Below are 13,304 nucleotides of genomic sequence, written 5' to 3' on the forward strand. Positions count from 1 at the left end.
ACGGCCGCGGCCCGGGCTCAGTCCTGCTCGGGTTTCATGAGGGGGAACAGGATGGTCTCCCGGATCCCCAGGTCGGTGAAGAGCATGATGAGCCGGTCCAGGCCCAGGCCCAGCCCGCCCATGGGCGGGGCGCCGTGCTCGAGGGCGCGCAGGAAGTCCTCGTCCAGCCGCATGGCCTCGTCGTCGCCGGCCGCGGCCCGGTGGGACTGCTCGGTGAGCCGCTCGCGCTGGACCACGGGGTCGATCAGCTCGGAGAACGCCGTGCCGCGCTCCATCCCCCCGATGATCAGGTCCCACGCCTCGATCAGGCCGTGCTCGGATCGGTGCTGGCGGGCGAGCGGCTGCGCCGAGGGCGGGTAGTCGCACACGAAGGTCGGCTGGACCAGGGTGGGCTCCACGATCTCGCCGAACAGCTCGAGCACGTACTTCTCCGCGTCCCACATCGGGCCGACTGGGACCTCGTGCTCCTCGGCGATCCGGTGCAGCGTCTCCACGGGGGTCTCCGGGGTGATCCGCTGCCCCACGGCCTCGGAGAGGGCGGGGTAGACGGACAGCCAGCGCCACTCCCCGCGCAGGTCGATCGTGCCCTTGTCCGTCTCGATGGTGTCGACGCCCAGGGCGTCGGCGCACGCGAGGATGATCTCCTTGATCCGCTCGGCCATCGTGAACTGGTCGGCGTAGGCCTCGTAGGCCTCCAGGGTGGTGAACTCGGGGCTGTGCGAGGAGTCGACGCCCTCGTTGCGGAAGACCCGCCCGATCTCGAAGACCCGCTCGATCCCGCCGACCACGGCGCGCTTGAGGTAGAGCTCCGTGGCGATGCGCAGGGTCATGTCCTGGTCGAACGCGTTGAGGTGCGTCTCGAACGGCCGGGCCGTGGCCCCGCCGTGCACGAGCTGCAGGATCGGCGTCTCGATCTCCACGTAGCCGCGCTCCACCAGGACGTTGCGCACCGTCTGGATGATCCGCGCCCGCTGCACGACGACGTCGCGGGCCTCGGGCCGGACGATGAGGTCGAGGTAGCGCCGGCGCACCCGGGTCTCCTCGCTGAGCTCGTTGTGCAGCGTGGGCAGGGGCCGGATCGCCTTGGACGCCATGGACCAGGCGTCGGCCATCACCGAGAGCTCGCCGCGGCGGGAGGCGATCACCTCGCCGTGCACGGCCACGAAGTCGCCGAGGTCCACGAGGGACTTCCACTCGCCCAGGGACTCCTCCCCCACCTTCGCCAGGGAGAGCATCACCTGCAGGCGGGTGCCGTCCCCCTCCTGGAGGGTGGCGAAGCACAGCTTGCCGGTGTTGCGCACGAAGACCACGCGCCCGGCCACGCCGACGAACTGCCCGGTCTCCTCGCCGGGCTCGAGGTGGCCGTGGGCCTCCCGCACCTCGGCGAGGGTGTGCGTGCGCTCCACGCCCACGGGGTAGGCCTCCCGGCCCGACTCGAGGAGCCGGGCGCGCTTGGCGAGGCGGAACTGCATCTGGTCCGAGAGCTCGGCCTGGTCGGCCTCTGCCTGGGCGGTCGGGGAGGTGTTCTGCGCGTTGGTCACAGTTGTCCAGGATAACGGGGAGGGTCAAATCCCGGCCGGGTCGTTGACAGCACGAGGTTGTCGATCAGCCGGGTGCCGCCCACGTGGGCGGCCACGAGGGCGAGGGCGCCGGGCGCCGGCTCGACCGGCGCCAGGGTGCGGGGGTCGACGACGACGAGGTAGTCGAGCCGGACCCGGTCCTCGGCGTCGATCCGCCGCCGGGCGGCCTCGAGCTCCAGCTCCCCGGCGGCGAGCGCCCGCAGGGTGCGCGGGAGCACGAGCGCGGAGCGGCGCTGCGCGGCGTCGAGGTAGCGGTTGCGGGAGGACAGGGCCAGCCCGTCGTCGTCGCGCACGATGGGCACGGGTCGGACGGTGACGGGCAGGTCGAAGTCGGCGACCATCCGGCGCACGAGGAGCAGCTGCTGGGCGTCCTTCTCCCCGAAGTACGCCCGGAACGCGGCCGGCCCGGGCGGGGCGGTGATGTTGAGGAGCTTGTTGACCACGGTCAGGGCGCCGTCGAAGTGGCCGGGGCGGCTCGCGCCGTCGAGCACGGCGCCGAGCCGGCCGGAGGTGACGCGCACGAGGGGCTCCCCGTCCGGGTACATCTCCGCCGTCGACGGGGCGAAGACCAGATCCGCGCCGAACCGGCCGAGCAGCTCGACGTCGGCCTCGAGGGTGCGCGGATAGCGCTCGAAGTCCTCGTCCGGGCCGAACTGCAGCGGGTTCACGAAGACCGAGACCGCGACCACGGTGTTCTCCTGCCGGGCGAGGCGCACCAGGTGGCCGTGCCCCTCGTGCAGGGCGCCCATGGTGGGCACGAGGCCCAGCGACGCCCGCTCCCGGGCCGCGCCGAGCCGGTCGGCCAGCGCGGCCCGGAACTCCTCGATGCCCCGGCAGACGCGGGGGACGCCGGTGGAGGCGCCGGTGGGGTCGCTCACGGGGTCTCCTTCCCGCCGGTGCTGCGGGGGCCGCCGGTGCCGTCGGTGCCTTGGGTGAGCTCGAGGGCGGCGAGCACGGCGTCGTAGCGCGGCCGGTCGAGCAGGCCGCGGTCCAGGGCGCGGCGGGCGGTGACGCGGGCCAGGTCCAGGTAGGCGAGCAGGACGTCGTCGCCCCCGTGGCCGTGGGCGTACTCGTCGAGGGCGTCCCGGTGGGCGGCCACGGTCCCGGCGTCGCCGCGGGCCACGGGTCCCGTGAGCGCCGACTCCCCCGCGGCCAGGGCGTTGTCCAGGGTCGCGCGCAGCAGGGGCCCCACCATCCGGTCGGGGCGCTCGACGCCGATGTCGCGGAGCACCTGCATGGACTGTCCGGCGACGGTCATCAGGTGGTTGGCGCCGTGGGCGAGGGCCGCGTGGTAGAGCGGGCGGTCGGCCTCCGCGACGACCACCGGCTCGGCGCCCATCTCGACCACCAGCGCCTGGGCGATGGGCAGCACCGGTCCCGGGGCCGTGATCCCGAACGAACAGTCGCTCAGCCGGGCCAGGTCCAGGCTCATGCCCGTGAAGGTCATGGCCGGGTGGATCGCGAGCGGGATCGCCCCGAGCCGGCGTGCCGGATCCAGGACGCCGGTGCCCCAGCGGCCCGCGGTGTGCACCACGAGCTGCCCGGCCTGCCACAGCCCGGCGTCGGCGAGGCCCTGCACGAGCCCGGGCAGCTCGTCGTCGGGCACGGCGAGCAGCACGAGCTCGGCGCGTTCGAGCACGGACGGGACCTCGAGGACGGGCACGCCGGGCAGGAGGGCCTCGGCCCGGTCCCGGCTGGCCTCGGAGACGGCGTTGACGCCGACGACGGCGTGGCCGGCGGCACGCAGCGCGGCGCCCAGGACGGCGCCCACCTTCCCGGCGCTGACGACCCCGACCCCGAGGCGTCCCGGGCGGTCGGACGGGTGGCTCATGGTCTCTCCTGGCGGGGGGTCTGGGGGTGGCTCGGGCCGTCGGCCAGTCTACGGGCCCCGGCCGCGTGCACCGCCTGGGCCGCGGCGAGCGCCCGGGCGTCCCCGGCGTCGAGGTGCGGGACCGCCACGCTCACGGGGCCCGGCGTGGAGTGCAGCTGGACGTCGGCGAGCCCCAGGGCCCGCTCGAGCGGGCCCTGGCTCACGGCCACCGACTGGGTCTTCTCGTGCGGTAGCACGGCGGTGCGCCGGCTCAGCCGCCCGGACCGGACCGCGAGGACGTCCTCGGTCGCGGCGAAGCCGGTCCGGCGGTGCACGAGGGGGTCGAGCCACCGGGCCCGGCGCGGAGAGGTGGTGAACCGGCCCTGCGCGCCCAGGCCGTGCAGGCCCTCCCGCAGCAGCGCGGCGAGGTCACCGTCCCGGGCGCCGGGCAGCGCGAGGTGCAGGACCTGGTGAACCTGGGGCAGGGTGCCGACGGGCAGCAGGGTCGAGCGCATGGCGTCGCCCTCCCCCGCCGCGGGCCCGTAGCCGGCCACGTTGACCCGCACCCGGTACCAGCCGAAGGGCCGCCAGAGCAGCGGCTGGTCCACGCCCACCGCCTGGATCCGCCCCGCCGGGACGGTCTGGGAGCGGACGCTGAACAGGCCGTAGCGGACGCGCATGCCCTCGGGGACGCGCAGCAGCCGGAAGTGGTAGCCCTGCTCGACCCGGCGGTAGGAGACGGCCCCGAAGCTGATCAGCCCGGGCAGCCAGGCGGCGAGCATCGCTGGGGCGGCACGGGGGTCCACCAGCAGGGCGGCCGGTGCGGCGGCCAGCAGCACGGCCAGGGCGACCGACGAGCCCGAGGCGAGCACGGAGCCGATCAGCCGCGGCACCGGCACGCCGAGCACCGGGCGCTCCTGGTCCCCGGTGACCGCCCAGGGGGCCGGTCGCCGCACGGGCGCGCCGGGCGCCGCGCCGGGCGCCGGGGCGGTGCGGTCCTGACCCGGGGCGGCCAGCCCGAGCCGGCCCAGCAGCTCCCCGCGCAGCACGCGGGCCTGGGGGTGGGTGAGGTAGGACAGGGACACCGCGGACTGCCCGGCGTCGGCCACCTCGAACTTCAGCTCCGCCAGCCCCAGCAGCCGGGGCAGGAACGGGCGGTGGATGTCGATGGCCTGCACCCGGTCCAGCCGGGCCTGACGCTCCTGCCGGAAGAGCACCCCGGAGCGGATCCGCACGTGCTCCGGGGTCACCTGGTAGCGGGTGAACCACCAGGAGACCAGCACGGCCGCGGCGAACACGAGGAGCACGACCGTCACGAGCCCGGCCAGCACCCACCAGAAGACGGCGCCCATCCGGGCCGGGTCGAAGTCCTGGGGCGGCACGGCGTCCCCGCGGCCGAGGAAGGCGTTGAGGAAGTCGTCGAGGAGGATGTTGACGAAGGCGCCCGCGATCACGACCATCGCGAGCCATCCCTTGACCACCGGGGTCAGCGGGTGGACACGGTGCCACTGCGGGGCCGCCGCGGGGGCGGGGGCAGCGCTCACAGGCCCGCCAGGAGGGCCTCGCCGCGCGCGGTGAGCCGCTCGCGCAGCCGGGACGCCTCGGCGTGCTCCACTCCGGGGATCTCGGCGTGGCTGCCCACGGCGGCGGTGTGCAGCTTCACGGTGGCCAGGCCGAAGCTGCGCTGCAGCGGGGAGACCGACACGTCCACGTACTGCATCCGGCCGTAGGGGATGACCGTGACCCGCTGGTAGAGCAGGCCGCGCCGCACGAGCAGGTCCTCGCCGCGCTCGGCGTAGCCGATCGCCCGGACCCGCCGCGGGGCCAGGAGCACGGAGAGCAGCCCGGCCGCCAGGACGGCCGCGGGCGGCAGCAGCAGCAGGCCTAGGGGGGCGCCGGACCAGACACCCGTGGCCGCCAGCACCGCCGGCCAGCCGAGGGCGGCGAGCCAGAAGAGGGTGCTGAGGAGGGTGGAGAGCACCACCACGGAGAGGTGCTTGGGCGAGACCCGGGTCCAGGCCAGTCCCTCGGGGTCGATCGCGGGGTTGCTCAGGGGCACCCGGTCACCGGGCGTCCCCGCCACGGGGCCGCCGACGGGCTCGTGGGCGGATCTCTCGGGCATAACCACCTTCTCCCTCGGGAAGCTCCTTCTGCCGCCCCCTACGGTACTCGGCGCCCTCCTCCGCGTCGGGATCGTCCGGCGGCAGCTTGCAGAAGCCCTCCACGATCCAGCCCACCACCACGAGCACGAGCCCGGCCCCGGCGTGCACCAGGCTGGCCCACAGCGGGCCCTGCTCGGAGCGCACGGACACCAGCGCGAGCTGCTCGACGGCCACGGCGGCGTGCCAGCCGGTCAGCATCGCCCCCGCCCAGGCCACCGCCTGCGCGCCGGCCGCGGTGCGGGCGGCCACGAGCGGGTCGAAGCGCTCCGGGTGCGCCCCGTCCTGGTGCCGCTTGACCCGCACGCCCAGCACCAACAGGGCCGCGGCCACGGCGGCGAGGGCCGCGAGCGAGGCCCACGGCAGGATCAGCAGCGGCCCGCCCGCGCCCGTGGACAGCCGGTTGGCGGTCCAGCCGACGGCGCCGGCGGCGGCGGCGCACATCAGCAGCGCCGGGACCGTGAGCACGTGCACGGCGGCTCCCCCTCAGTCCCCGTCCCCGCCGGGGGCGGGGTCCTCGGGCAGCAGGGGGATCGTGTCCGGCCCCAGGCCGCCGAGGTCCGCCGCCCGGCGGGCCAGCTCGGCGACGCTGCGCCCCTCGAGCGTCGCGCCGGGGTCCATGAGCGCCCAGGGCACGAGCACGAACGCGCGGGTGCCGGCGCGCAGGTGGGGCACGGTGAGGTCCGGCTCGTCCAGGCGCAGGTTGCCATAGACCACGATGTCGACGTCGAGGGTGCGCGGGCCCCAGCGCTGCGTCCGGGTCCGGTGGTGGCGCTCCTCCACCTCCTGGCACGCCCGCAGCAGCCCGAAGGGGCTCAGCTCGGTCTCCACCTCGACGACCGCGTTCAGGTAGTCCCCCTGGCCAGCCGGTCCGCCGACCGGCCGGGAGCGCACGATGGGCGAGGCGCGGACCAGCGTGATCCGTGGGTGGGCGGCCAGCTCGAGGGCGGCGCCGCGGAGGGTGGCCTCCCGGTCGCCGAGGTTGGCGCCGAGGGCGAGGACGGCCCGGGTGCCCACCTCAGCGCTCCCGGTAGATCGTGACGGAGACGTCGGAGAACGTCACCTCGATGGGCGCCTTGGGCTTGTGCACCGTGACCTCCACCGCGTCGAGCGGGAAGCGGGCGAGCAGCCGCCGGGCGACCTGGTCGGCGAGGGTCTCGAGCAGGTTGACGCTGGGACCGATGACGATGTCCCGCACCTCCTCGGCGACCTCGCCGTAGTGGGCGGTCATGGCGACGTCGTCCGAGGCCCCCGCCGCGGCCAGGTCCAGGTACATGACGAGGTCCACGAAGAAGGGCTGGCCGCTGCGCTTCTCCTGGTCGAAGACCCCGTGGTAGCCCACGGCGCCGATGCCCAGGAGGTTGATCCGGTCCCGGCGGTCGGGGGCCCGGGTGGTGGACACCGGGACGTGCTGGCGGCCCGCCCGGTCCCCGGCGCGCATCCGGGCGGCGTCCGCGTCCTCGCGCGGCATGCGGTTCACCGGTCCGCTCCGGAGGACGCCGCCGGCAGCACGCCGGCGTCGGCGGCGGGGCGCAGCAGGGGCGGCTCCACACCGCGCCAGGCGTGCGCGGCGGCCACGGCGTCGGCGCTCGGGCGCACGGCGTGGACGCGCACGCACCACGCGCCCGCGTGGGCGGACAGCGCGCTGATCGCGGCCGTCGCCGCGTCCCGCCCGGCCGCCGGGCGCGGCGCGCCGTCCTGCTCGAGCAGGGTGCCGAGGAAGCGCTTGCGGGACGCCGCCACGAGCACCTTGTGGCCGGTGGCCGTGAAGCGCGGCAGCGCCCGGAGCAGCTCCCAGTTCTGCGCCCCGCGCTTGTCGAAGCCCAGCCCGGGGTCCAGGACCAGCTTCTCGGGGGCCAGGCCGGCGGCCAGGCAGCGCTCCGTCAGCGCCTCGAGCTCTCCGAGCACCTCCCCGGCCACGTCGTCGTAGACGGCCCGGGAGTCCTGCATGTCGGGCAGGCCGCGGGCGTGCATGAGGACATAGGGGGTCTGCCGCTCGGCGACCAGGTCGATCATGTCCTGGCTCGCGCGCAGCCCCGAGACGTCGTTGACGATGTGCGCCCCGGCGTCCAGGACGGCCTCGGCGGTCCCGGCGTGGAGGGTGTCGACGCTGAGCACCGCGCCCGCGGCGGCGAGGGCCTCGACCACGGGCAGGATCCGGCGCCGCTCCTCGGCGGGGTCGATCCGCTCGGAGCCGGGCCGGGTGGACTCGCCCCCGACGTCGACGATGTCGGCGCCCTCGGCGAGCATGCGCAGCCCGTGCGCGATCGCGGCCTCGTGCCCGGCGTGCTCGCCGCCGTCGCTGAAGGAGTCGGGGGTGACGTTGAGGATGCCCATGACCAGCGTGCGCCCGGTGGGCAGGTTCTCGAAGGACCCCCAGCCGGAGGGCCGGTGCGCGGGGTCGGTGCGGAGGGGAGTCGTCATGTGCTCAGCGCCCCAGGATGAGGCTCATCGCCTCGGCGCGGGTGGCGGGCTCGCGCAGCTGTCCGCGCACGGCCGAGGTGACGGTCTTGGCGCCAGGCTTGCGCACCCCGCGCATGGACATGCACAGGTGCTCGCACTCGACCACCACGATCACCCCGGCCGGCTGGAGGTGCTCCACGATCGCCTCCACCACCTGGGTGGTCAGCCGCTCCTGGACCTGGGGCCGGCGGGCGAAGAGGTCCACGAGGCGGGCGAGCTTGCTCAGGCCGGTGACCATCCCGTCGTGGCCGGGGATGTAGCCCACGTGGGCGTGCCCGTGGAACGGGACGAGGTGGTGCTCGCAGGTCGAGTAGAAGGGGATGTCCTTGACGAGGACCATCTCTGAGTGGCCGATGTCGAAGGTCGTCCCGAGGATCTCGGCGGGGTCCTGGTGCAGGCCCGCGAACATCTCCGCGTACGCCCGCGCCACGCGCCCCGGGGTGCCCTGCAGGCCGTCCCGGTCCGGGTCCTCGCCGATCGCCAGCAGCAGCTCGCGCACGGCCGCCGCGACGCGCGGCTGGTCGACCGCCCCGGCGCCGGCCTCCAGCGCGGGGGCGGGGTCGGGGTACGGCGGGTCGAACGCCTCCGCGCGCAGGTCGTGCGCGCTCGTCTGCTTCGTGCGGGCCTCGTGGGGCAACGCGCCCTCCTTCGGGATCTGCCGGTGCGGCGGGGTCTGCCGGACGGGACGGGAGTCAGCGGACGCGACCGGCTGTCGCTCCATCCTAGGCCCGGCTCAGTCCGTGCCGGCCCCCGGGGCGCGCTCCGCGGAGGGCCCGGTGGTGCTCGAGGAGCTTGCCCCCTCCCCCGACGGCACCGAGTGCCCGCGCTCCGGGACCTCGAGGGGGTGCTCCGGCTTCGCGGCGGCCGCCTGGTCCTGCGGGGCCAGGGTCGCGGGGTCCTGGGCGTGCAGCCGCCGGGCCTCCTCGCGCTCGGCCTGCGTGACCACGGGCGGGTCCTCGGAGAGCGGCCGGGTGTCCTTGGACAGCCACACGGGCCGCAGGTCCCGCTTGCGGATGTCGTGGAAGAGGTCCGCGATCTGCGCCTCGTTGAGCGTCTCCTTCTCGAGCAGCTCGAGGGCGAGCCGGTCGAGGACGGGACGGTTGTCCATGAGGATCGCGTGCGCCTCGTCGTGGGCCTGGTCCAGCAGGGCCCGCACCTCCTCGTCGACGATCGCGGCGGTGCGCTCGGAGTACTCCCGGCCCGAGCCGGCGGCGTCCCGGCCGAGGAACGGCTCGGAGCTGTCCCCGCCCAGCTTGATCGAGCCCACGCGGGCGCTCATGCCGTACTGGGTGACCATCTTGCGGGCCGTGTCGGTGGCCTTCTGGATGTCGTTGGACGCGCCGGTGGACGGGTCCCGGAACACGATCTCCTCCGCCGCGCGCCCGCCCATGGCGTAGGCCATCTGGTCGAGCAGCTCGTTGCGGGTGGTCGAGTACTTGTCGTCCATGGGCATGACCATGGTGTAGCCCAGGGCCCGGCCGCGGGGCAGGATGGTGATCTTCGTGACCGGGTCCGTGTTGCGCAGGGCCGCGGCCACGAGCGCGTGCCCGCCCTCGTGGTAGGCGGTGACCTTGCGCTCGAGCTCCTTCATGATCCGGCTGCGCTTCTGCGGACCGGCGATGACCCGGTCGATCGCCTCGTCCACGGCGCGGTCGTCGATGAGCTGGGCGTGGGAGCGGGCCGTCAGCAGCGCGGCCTCGTTCATCACGTTGGCGAGCTCGGCGCCCGTGAAGCCGGGGGTGCGCTTGGCCACCGCGGCGAGGTCCACGTTGTCCGCGAGCGGCTTGCCCTGCGAGTGCACCCGGAGGATCTGCAGGCGGCCCTTCATGTCGGGGGCCTCCACGCCGATCTGGCGGTCGAAGCGGCCCGGGCGCAGCAGCGCCGGGTCCAGGACGTCGGGGCGGTTGGTCGCGGCGATCAGGATGACGTTGGTGGTGGCGTCGAAGCCGTCCATCTCGACGAGCAGCTGGTTGAGGGTCTGCTCGCGCTCGTCGTTGCCGCCGCCCATGCCCGCGCCGCGCTGGCGGCCCACGGCGTCGATCTCGTCCACGAAGATGATGGCCGGCGCGTTCTCCTTGGCCTGCTGGAACAGGTCGCGGACCCGGGAGGCGCCCACGCCCACGAACATCTCGACGAAGTCGGAGCCGGAGATCGAGAAGAAGGGCACACCGGCCTCGCCGGCCACCGCCCGCGCGAGCAGGGTCTTGCCGGTGCCGGGCGGGCCGTAGAGCAGCACGCCCTTGGGCACCTTCGCGCCGAGGGCGGTGAAGCGCTCCCGCTCCACCAGGAACTGCTTGATCTCGTCGAGCTCCTGCACGGCCTCGTCCGCGCCGGCGACGTCGGCGAAGGTCACCGTGGGGTTGTCCTTGTCGAACATCTTGGCCCGCGAGCGGCCGAAGCGCATGACCTGGGACCCGCCGCCCTGCATCCGGGAGAACACGAACCAGAAGATGGCGAGAATGATCAGGAACGGCAGCATGAAGCCGAGGAGGCTGGTGAACCAGTTCGACTCGACGGGCTGGTCCGTGAACCCCTGGAGGTCCGCCGCGTTCATCGCGTCGACGACCTCTTCCCCGCGCGGGGTGACGTAGTAGAACTCGACGCTGCGCCCGAGGTCCCGGCCGTCGAGGGAGAGGTCCTCCTCCAGCTGGAGCTCGACCTTCTGCTGGCCGTCGTAGATCTTCGCCTCGGCGACCTGGCCCTCGCGGAGCAGCTGCAGGCCGACGTTGGTGTCCACGCGCCCGGAGGAGCCTGTGGTGAGCGTGCCCACCAGGGGGAAGAGGATCAGAGCGGCCAGCAGGACCCAGAACCAGGGTCCTCTGAAGAAGTTGTTGGGTTTTTTCGCCGTGGCCAAGCCGCTGATCCTCCCGTGGATGGTTGTCCGGGCCCCCTCGAGCCCGGGCCCGCCCAGGGCCGGGGGTCCAGGGGACGCAGACCTACAATGTACAGCGCGGACTCGGGGTCGAGCCCCGGACGGGCCGGGAGTTCCCTGTCAGCGGACACCCGGCCCGGCAACCGCCGCGGCGCACGCCCGCCCGGGGCGCCGGCTCACTCGTAGACGTGCGGCGCCAGGGTCGCGATGCAGTCGAGGTTGCGGTACTTCTCGGCGTAGTCGAGCCCGTAGCCCACCACGAACTCGTTGGGGATGTCCCAGCCCACGTACTTGACGTCGATGGAGGTTTTCGCGGCCTCGGGCTTGCGCAGCAGGGCGCAGATCTCCACCGAGGCCGTGCCGCGGGACTCGAGGTTGGCGCGCAGCCAGGACAGGGTCAGGCCCGAGTCGATGATGTCCTCGACGATGAGCACGTCCCGCCCCGTGAGGTCCGTGTCCAGGTCCTTCAGGATGCGGACCACGCCCGAGGACTTGGTCCCCGAGCCGTAGGAGGACACGGCCATCCAGTCCATGGGGTACTGGCCCTGGAGCGCCCGGCACAGGTCGGCCATGACCATCACCGCGCCCTTGAGCACGCCCACGAGCAGGACGTCCCGGCCCCGGTAGTCGGCGTCCACGGCGGCCGCCAGCTCGGCGATCCTCGTGTCGATGTCTTCCTTGCTGTACAGGACCTCGGTGAGATCCCCCTGGACGTCCTCAGCCTTCACGGCGCTCCTCGGGTGATGCGAATGCGGGTCGGGTGGCGCTCGCGGGCCGCGGGTGGACGAGCTCCAGGTGCCCCGGGCCACGGCTGCCCGCCGTCGGGCGGCGGCGCCACACCGACACCTTACCCGCCATCTGCACGGGCCCCGCGGCCCCGTGCCCCGCGGCGAACTCGTCCAGCGCGCCGAGCCGCTCGTAGGCCGGGGTCTGCCCGCCGGCGGCGACCACTGCCGCCGACAGGGCGCGGCGGCGCAGCGCGGGGTGTGCGGCCCGCACCGTGGCGAGGTCCAGGGCCAGGGAGCCGGGCAGCTCCGGGGCGGCGGCGCGGGCGCGCTCGAGCAGCTCCCCCGCGGCGCCGTCGAGGTAGTCCGCGTCGGGGCCGAGGATCGCGGCGGACCGGGCCAGGGCACGGGCCAGGCCGGGTCCGAGCTCGTCCTCCAGCAGCGGGAGCACGCGGTGGCGGACCCGGGAGCGCATCAGGGTGGTGTCCCGGTTCGTGGGGTCGTGCCAGGGCTCGAGCTGCTCGGCGGCGCAGATTTCCAGGGTCTGCGTGCGGGAGAGGTCGAGGAACGGACGGAGGTAGGTGACGCCGTCGAGCTCGCGCACGGGGGGCATCCCGGCCAGCGAACGGGTGCCGGAGCCGCGGGCGAGGCCCAGCAGGACGGACTCCGCCTGGTCGTCCAGGGTGTGCCCGAGCAGCACGGCGTCGGCGCCCGTGCGCCCCACGACCTCCGCGATGCCCGCGTAGCGGGCGGTGCGGGCCGCCATCTCGGGACCGCCCGCGTCCCGGCGCACGGTCACGGCCGTGACGACGACGGGCGCCAGCCCGGTCTGCTCGAGCGTGCGGGCGGCGCGGGCCGCGACCGCCGCGGAGTCCTCCTGGAGGCCGTGGTCGACCACCACGGCGCCCACGCGCAGCGTGCCGCGCCGGGCGAAGTGGGCCGCGGCGGCGGCCAGCGCGAGGGAGTCGGGCCCGCCGCTGCAGGCCACCAGCACGAGCGGGGGCTCCGCGGAGGTCCGGGGGACGTGCTGCCGGACGGTGTCGAGCACACGGCGCCGCCCCGCGGCGACGTCCGGGGATAGTCGGCCGCGGCGGGCGAACTGGGTCACCGGCGGGCGTCCTCGCGGTCGCTCGCGGCCTGCTGGTTCTGCGACTCCCGCACGGCCAGGCGCACGACCTTGGCGAGGGTCGGGGCGGTCTCGCCGAGCAGGTCCAGGGCGGCCTCGAGCTCCTGTCGCGGGACCACGTGGGCGAGGGCCGCCACGGCGTTGGTCTCGCTGTGGATGCCGGCCTGGATCTGCGTGGTTGACAGCACGGGCTGCGAGGCCTCGACCGCGGCGAGGACCTCCTCGATGTCCGGGGTGCCGATGCGCTGCTCCAGCATCACCAGGCGCTCGTAGACGGCCGGGTTTCCGATCTTGATCCGGCGGCCGCTGTTGAGCTGCGACAGCATGGGGGCGGAGAGGCCGAGGACCTCGGCCAGCCGCCGCTGCGTGATGCCGTAGGCCTGGACGACCGTGCCGAAACGCTCCGATAGGGGCTGGCCGTACAGCTTGACCTGCTGTTCGATATTCTCTGTGCTCACGTAAAGATTTTGTCACACAAAGGTGATCCGGCCTACCGCGTGTCGCGCTGTGACCGAGGTCTTCGGGACGGGGCGCCCCACTCCTAATGTGTATGAATCTGCATGTCAAAC

14 protein-coding genes are annotated in these 13,304 nt (G+C 74.4%); all 14 read right to left on the reverse strand.

What is annotated here, in order from left to right; all coding sequences use genetic code 11:
* Positions 1–17: 17 nt before the first annotated feature.
* Positions 18–1,541: a lysine--tRNA ligase gene (lysS, locus tag RF647_RS14590; RefSeq protein WP_368812337.1), complete on the reverse strand. Its 1,524-nt coding sequence runs from the start codon at positions 1,539–1,541 to the stop codon at positions 18–20.
* Positions 1,538–2,458 (reverse strand): pantoate--beta-alanine ligase, encoded by a 921-nt coding sequence (gene panC / locus RF647_RS14595; protein ID WP_368812338.1) that lies wholly within the window; start codon positions 2,456–2,458, stop codon positions 1,538–1,540. Before panC ends, lysS begins: the two co-directional genes overlap by 4 nt.
* Positions 2,455–3,411 carry a Rossmann-like and DUF2520 domain-containing protein gene (locus tag RF647_RS14600; RefSeq protein WP_368812339.1) on the reverse strand — a complete coding sequence of 319 codons (957 nt, stop codon included), beginning with the start codon at positions 3,409–3,411 and terminating at the stop codon, positions 2,455–2,457. The genes panC and RF647_RS14600 overlap by 4 nt, the downstream gene beginning before the upstream one ends.
* Positions 3,408–4,934: a PH domain-containing protein gene (locus RF647_RS14605; protein ID WP_368812340.1), complete on the reverse strand. Its 1,527-nt coding sequence runs from the start codon at positions 4,932–4,934 to the stop codon at positions 3,408–3,410. Before RF647_RS14605 ends, RF647_RS14600 begins: the two co-directional genes overlap by 4 nt.
* Complete coding sequence (locus RF647_RS14610) at positions 4,931–5,443, reverse strand: PH domain-containing protein (protein WP_031282261.1); 513 nt, start codon at positions 5,441–5,443, stop codon at positions 4,931–4,933. The genes RF647_RS14605 and RF647_RS14610 overlap by 4 nt, the downstream gene beginning before the upstream one ends.
* A 10-nt stretch (positions 5,444–5,453) precedes the next feature.
* The gene (locus RF647_RS14615) at positions 5,454–6,023 is read right to left on the reverse strand and encodes a DUF3180 domain-containing protein (protein WP_133411186.1); all 570 of its coding nucleotides are present in this window, start codon (positions 6,021–6,023) and stop codon (positions 5,454–5,456) included.
* Between the two features lie 12 nt (positions 6,024–6,035).
* Positions 6,036–6,566, reverse strand: coding sequence for a 2-amino-4-hydroxy-6-hydroxymethyldihydropteridine diphosphokinase (gene folK, locus RF647_RS14620; protein ID WP_368812341.1), 531 nt, complete (start codon positions 6,564–6,566; stop codon positions 6,036–6,038).
* Position 6,567: 1 nt separating this feature from the next.
* Positions 6,568–7,029: a dihydroneopterin aldolase gene (gene folB / locus RF647_RS14625; protein WP_368812342.1), complete on the reverse strand. Its 462-nt coding sequence runs from the start codon at positions 7,027–7,029 to the stop codon at positions 6,568–6,570.
* Entirely contained in the window at positions 7,026–7,973 is a 948-nt protein-coding gene (gene folP, locus RF647_RS14630) for a dihydropteroate synthase (RefSeq protein ID WP_368812343.1), read from the reverse strand. Before folP ends, folB begins: the two co-directional genes overlap by 4 nt.
* Positions 7,974–7,977: 4 nt before the next feature.
* Positions 7,978–8,733, reverse strand: coding sequence for a GTP cyclohydrolase I FolE (gene folE, locus RF647_RS14635; protein ID WP_095650869.1), 756 nt, complete (start codon positions 8,731–8,733; stop codon positions 7,978–7,980).
* A gap of 12 nt (positions 8,734–8,745) precedes the next feature.
* The gene (gene ftsH / locus RF647_RS14640) at positions 8,746–10,866 is read right to left on the reverse strand and encodes an ATP-dependent zinc metalloprotease FtsH (protein ID WP_368812344.1); all 2,121 of its coding nucleotides are present in this window, start codon (positions 10,864–10,866) and stop codon (positions 8,746–8,748) included.
* 194 nt (positions 10,867–11,060) lie between these two features.
* Positions 11,061–11,612 (reverse strand): hypoxanthine phosphoribosyltransferase, encoded by a 552-nt coding sequence (hpt, locus tag RF647_RS14645; protein WP_017832038.1) that lies wholly within the window; start codon positions 11,610–11,612, stop codon positions 11,061–11,063.
* Positions 11,602–12,717 carry a tRNA lysidine(34) synthetase TilS gene (gene tilS / locus RF647_RS14650; protein WP_368812345.1) on the reverse strand — a complete coding sequence of 372 codons (1,116 nt, stop codon included), beginning with the start codon at positions 12,715–12,717 and terminating at the stop codon, positions 11,602–11,604. Before tilS ends, hpt begins: the two co-directional genes overlap by 11 nt.
* Entirely contained in the window at positions 12,714–13,193 is a 480-nt protein-coding gene (locus tag RF647_RS14655; protein ID WP_035926022.1) for a hypothetical protein, read from the reverse strand. Before RF647_RS14655 ends, tilS begins: the two co-directional genes overlap by 4 nt.
* Positions 13,194–13,304: the final 111 nt, after the last annotated feature.

Origin of the sequence: Kocuria sp. CPCC 205263, assembly GCF_040981075.1 — a bacterium.
Classification (GTDB): Bacteria; Actinomycetota; Actinomycetes; order Actinomycetales; family Micrococcaceae; genus Kocuria; species Kocuria rosea.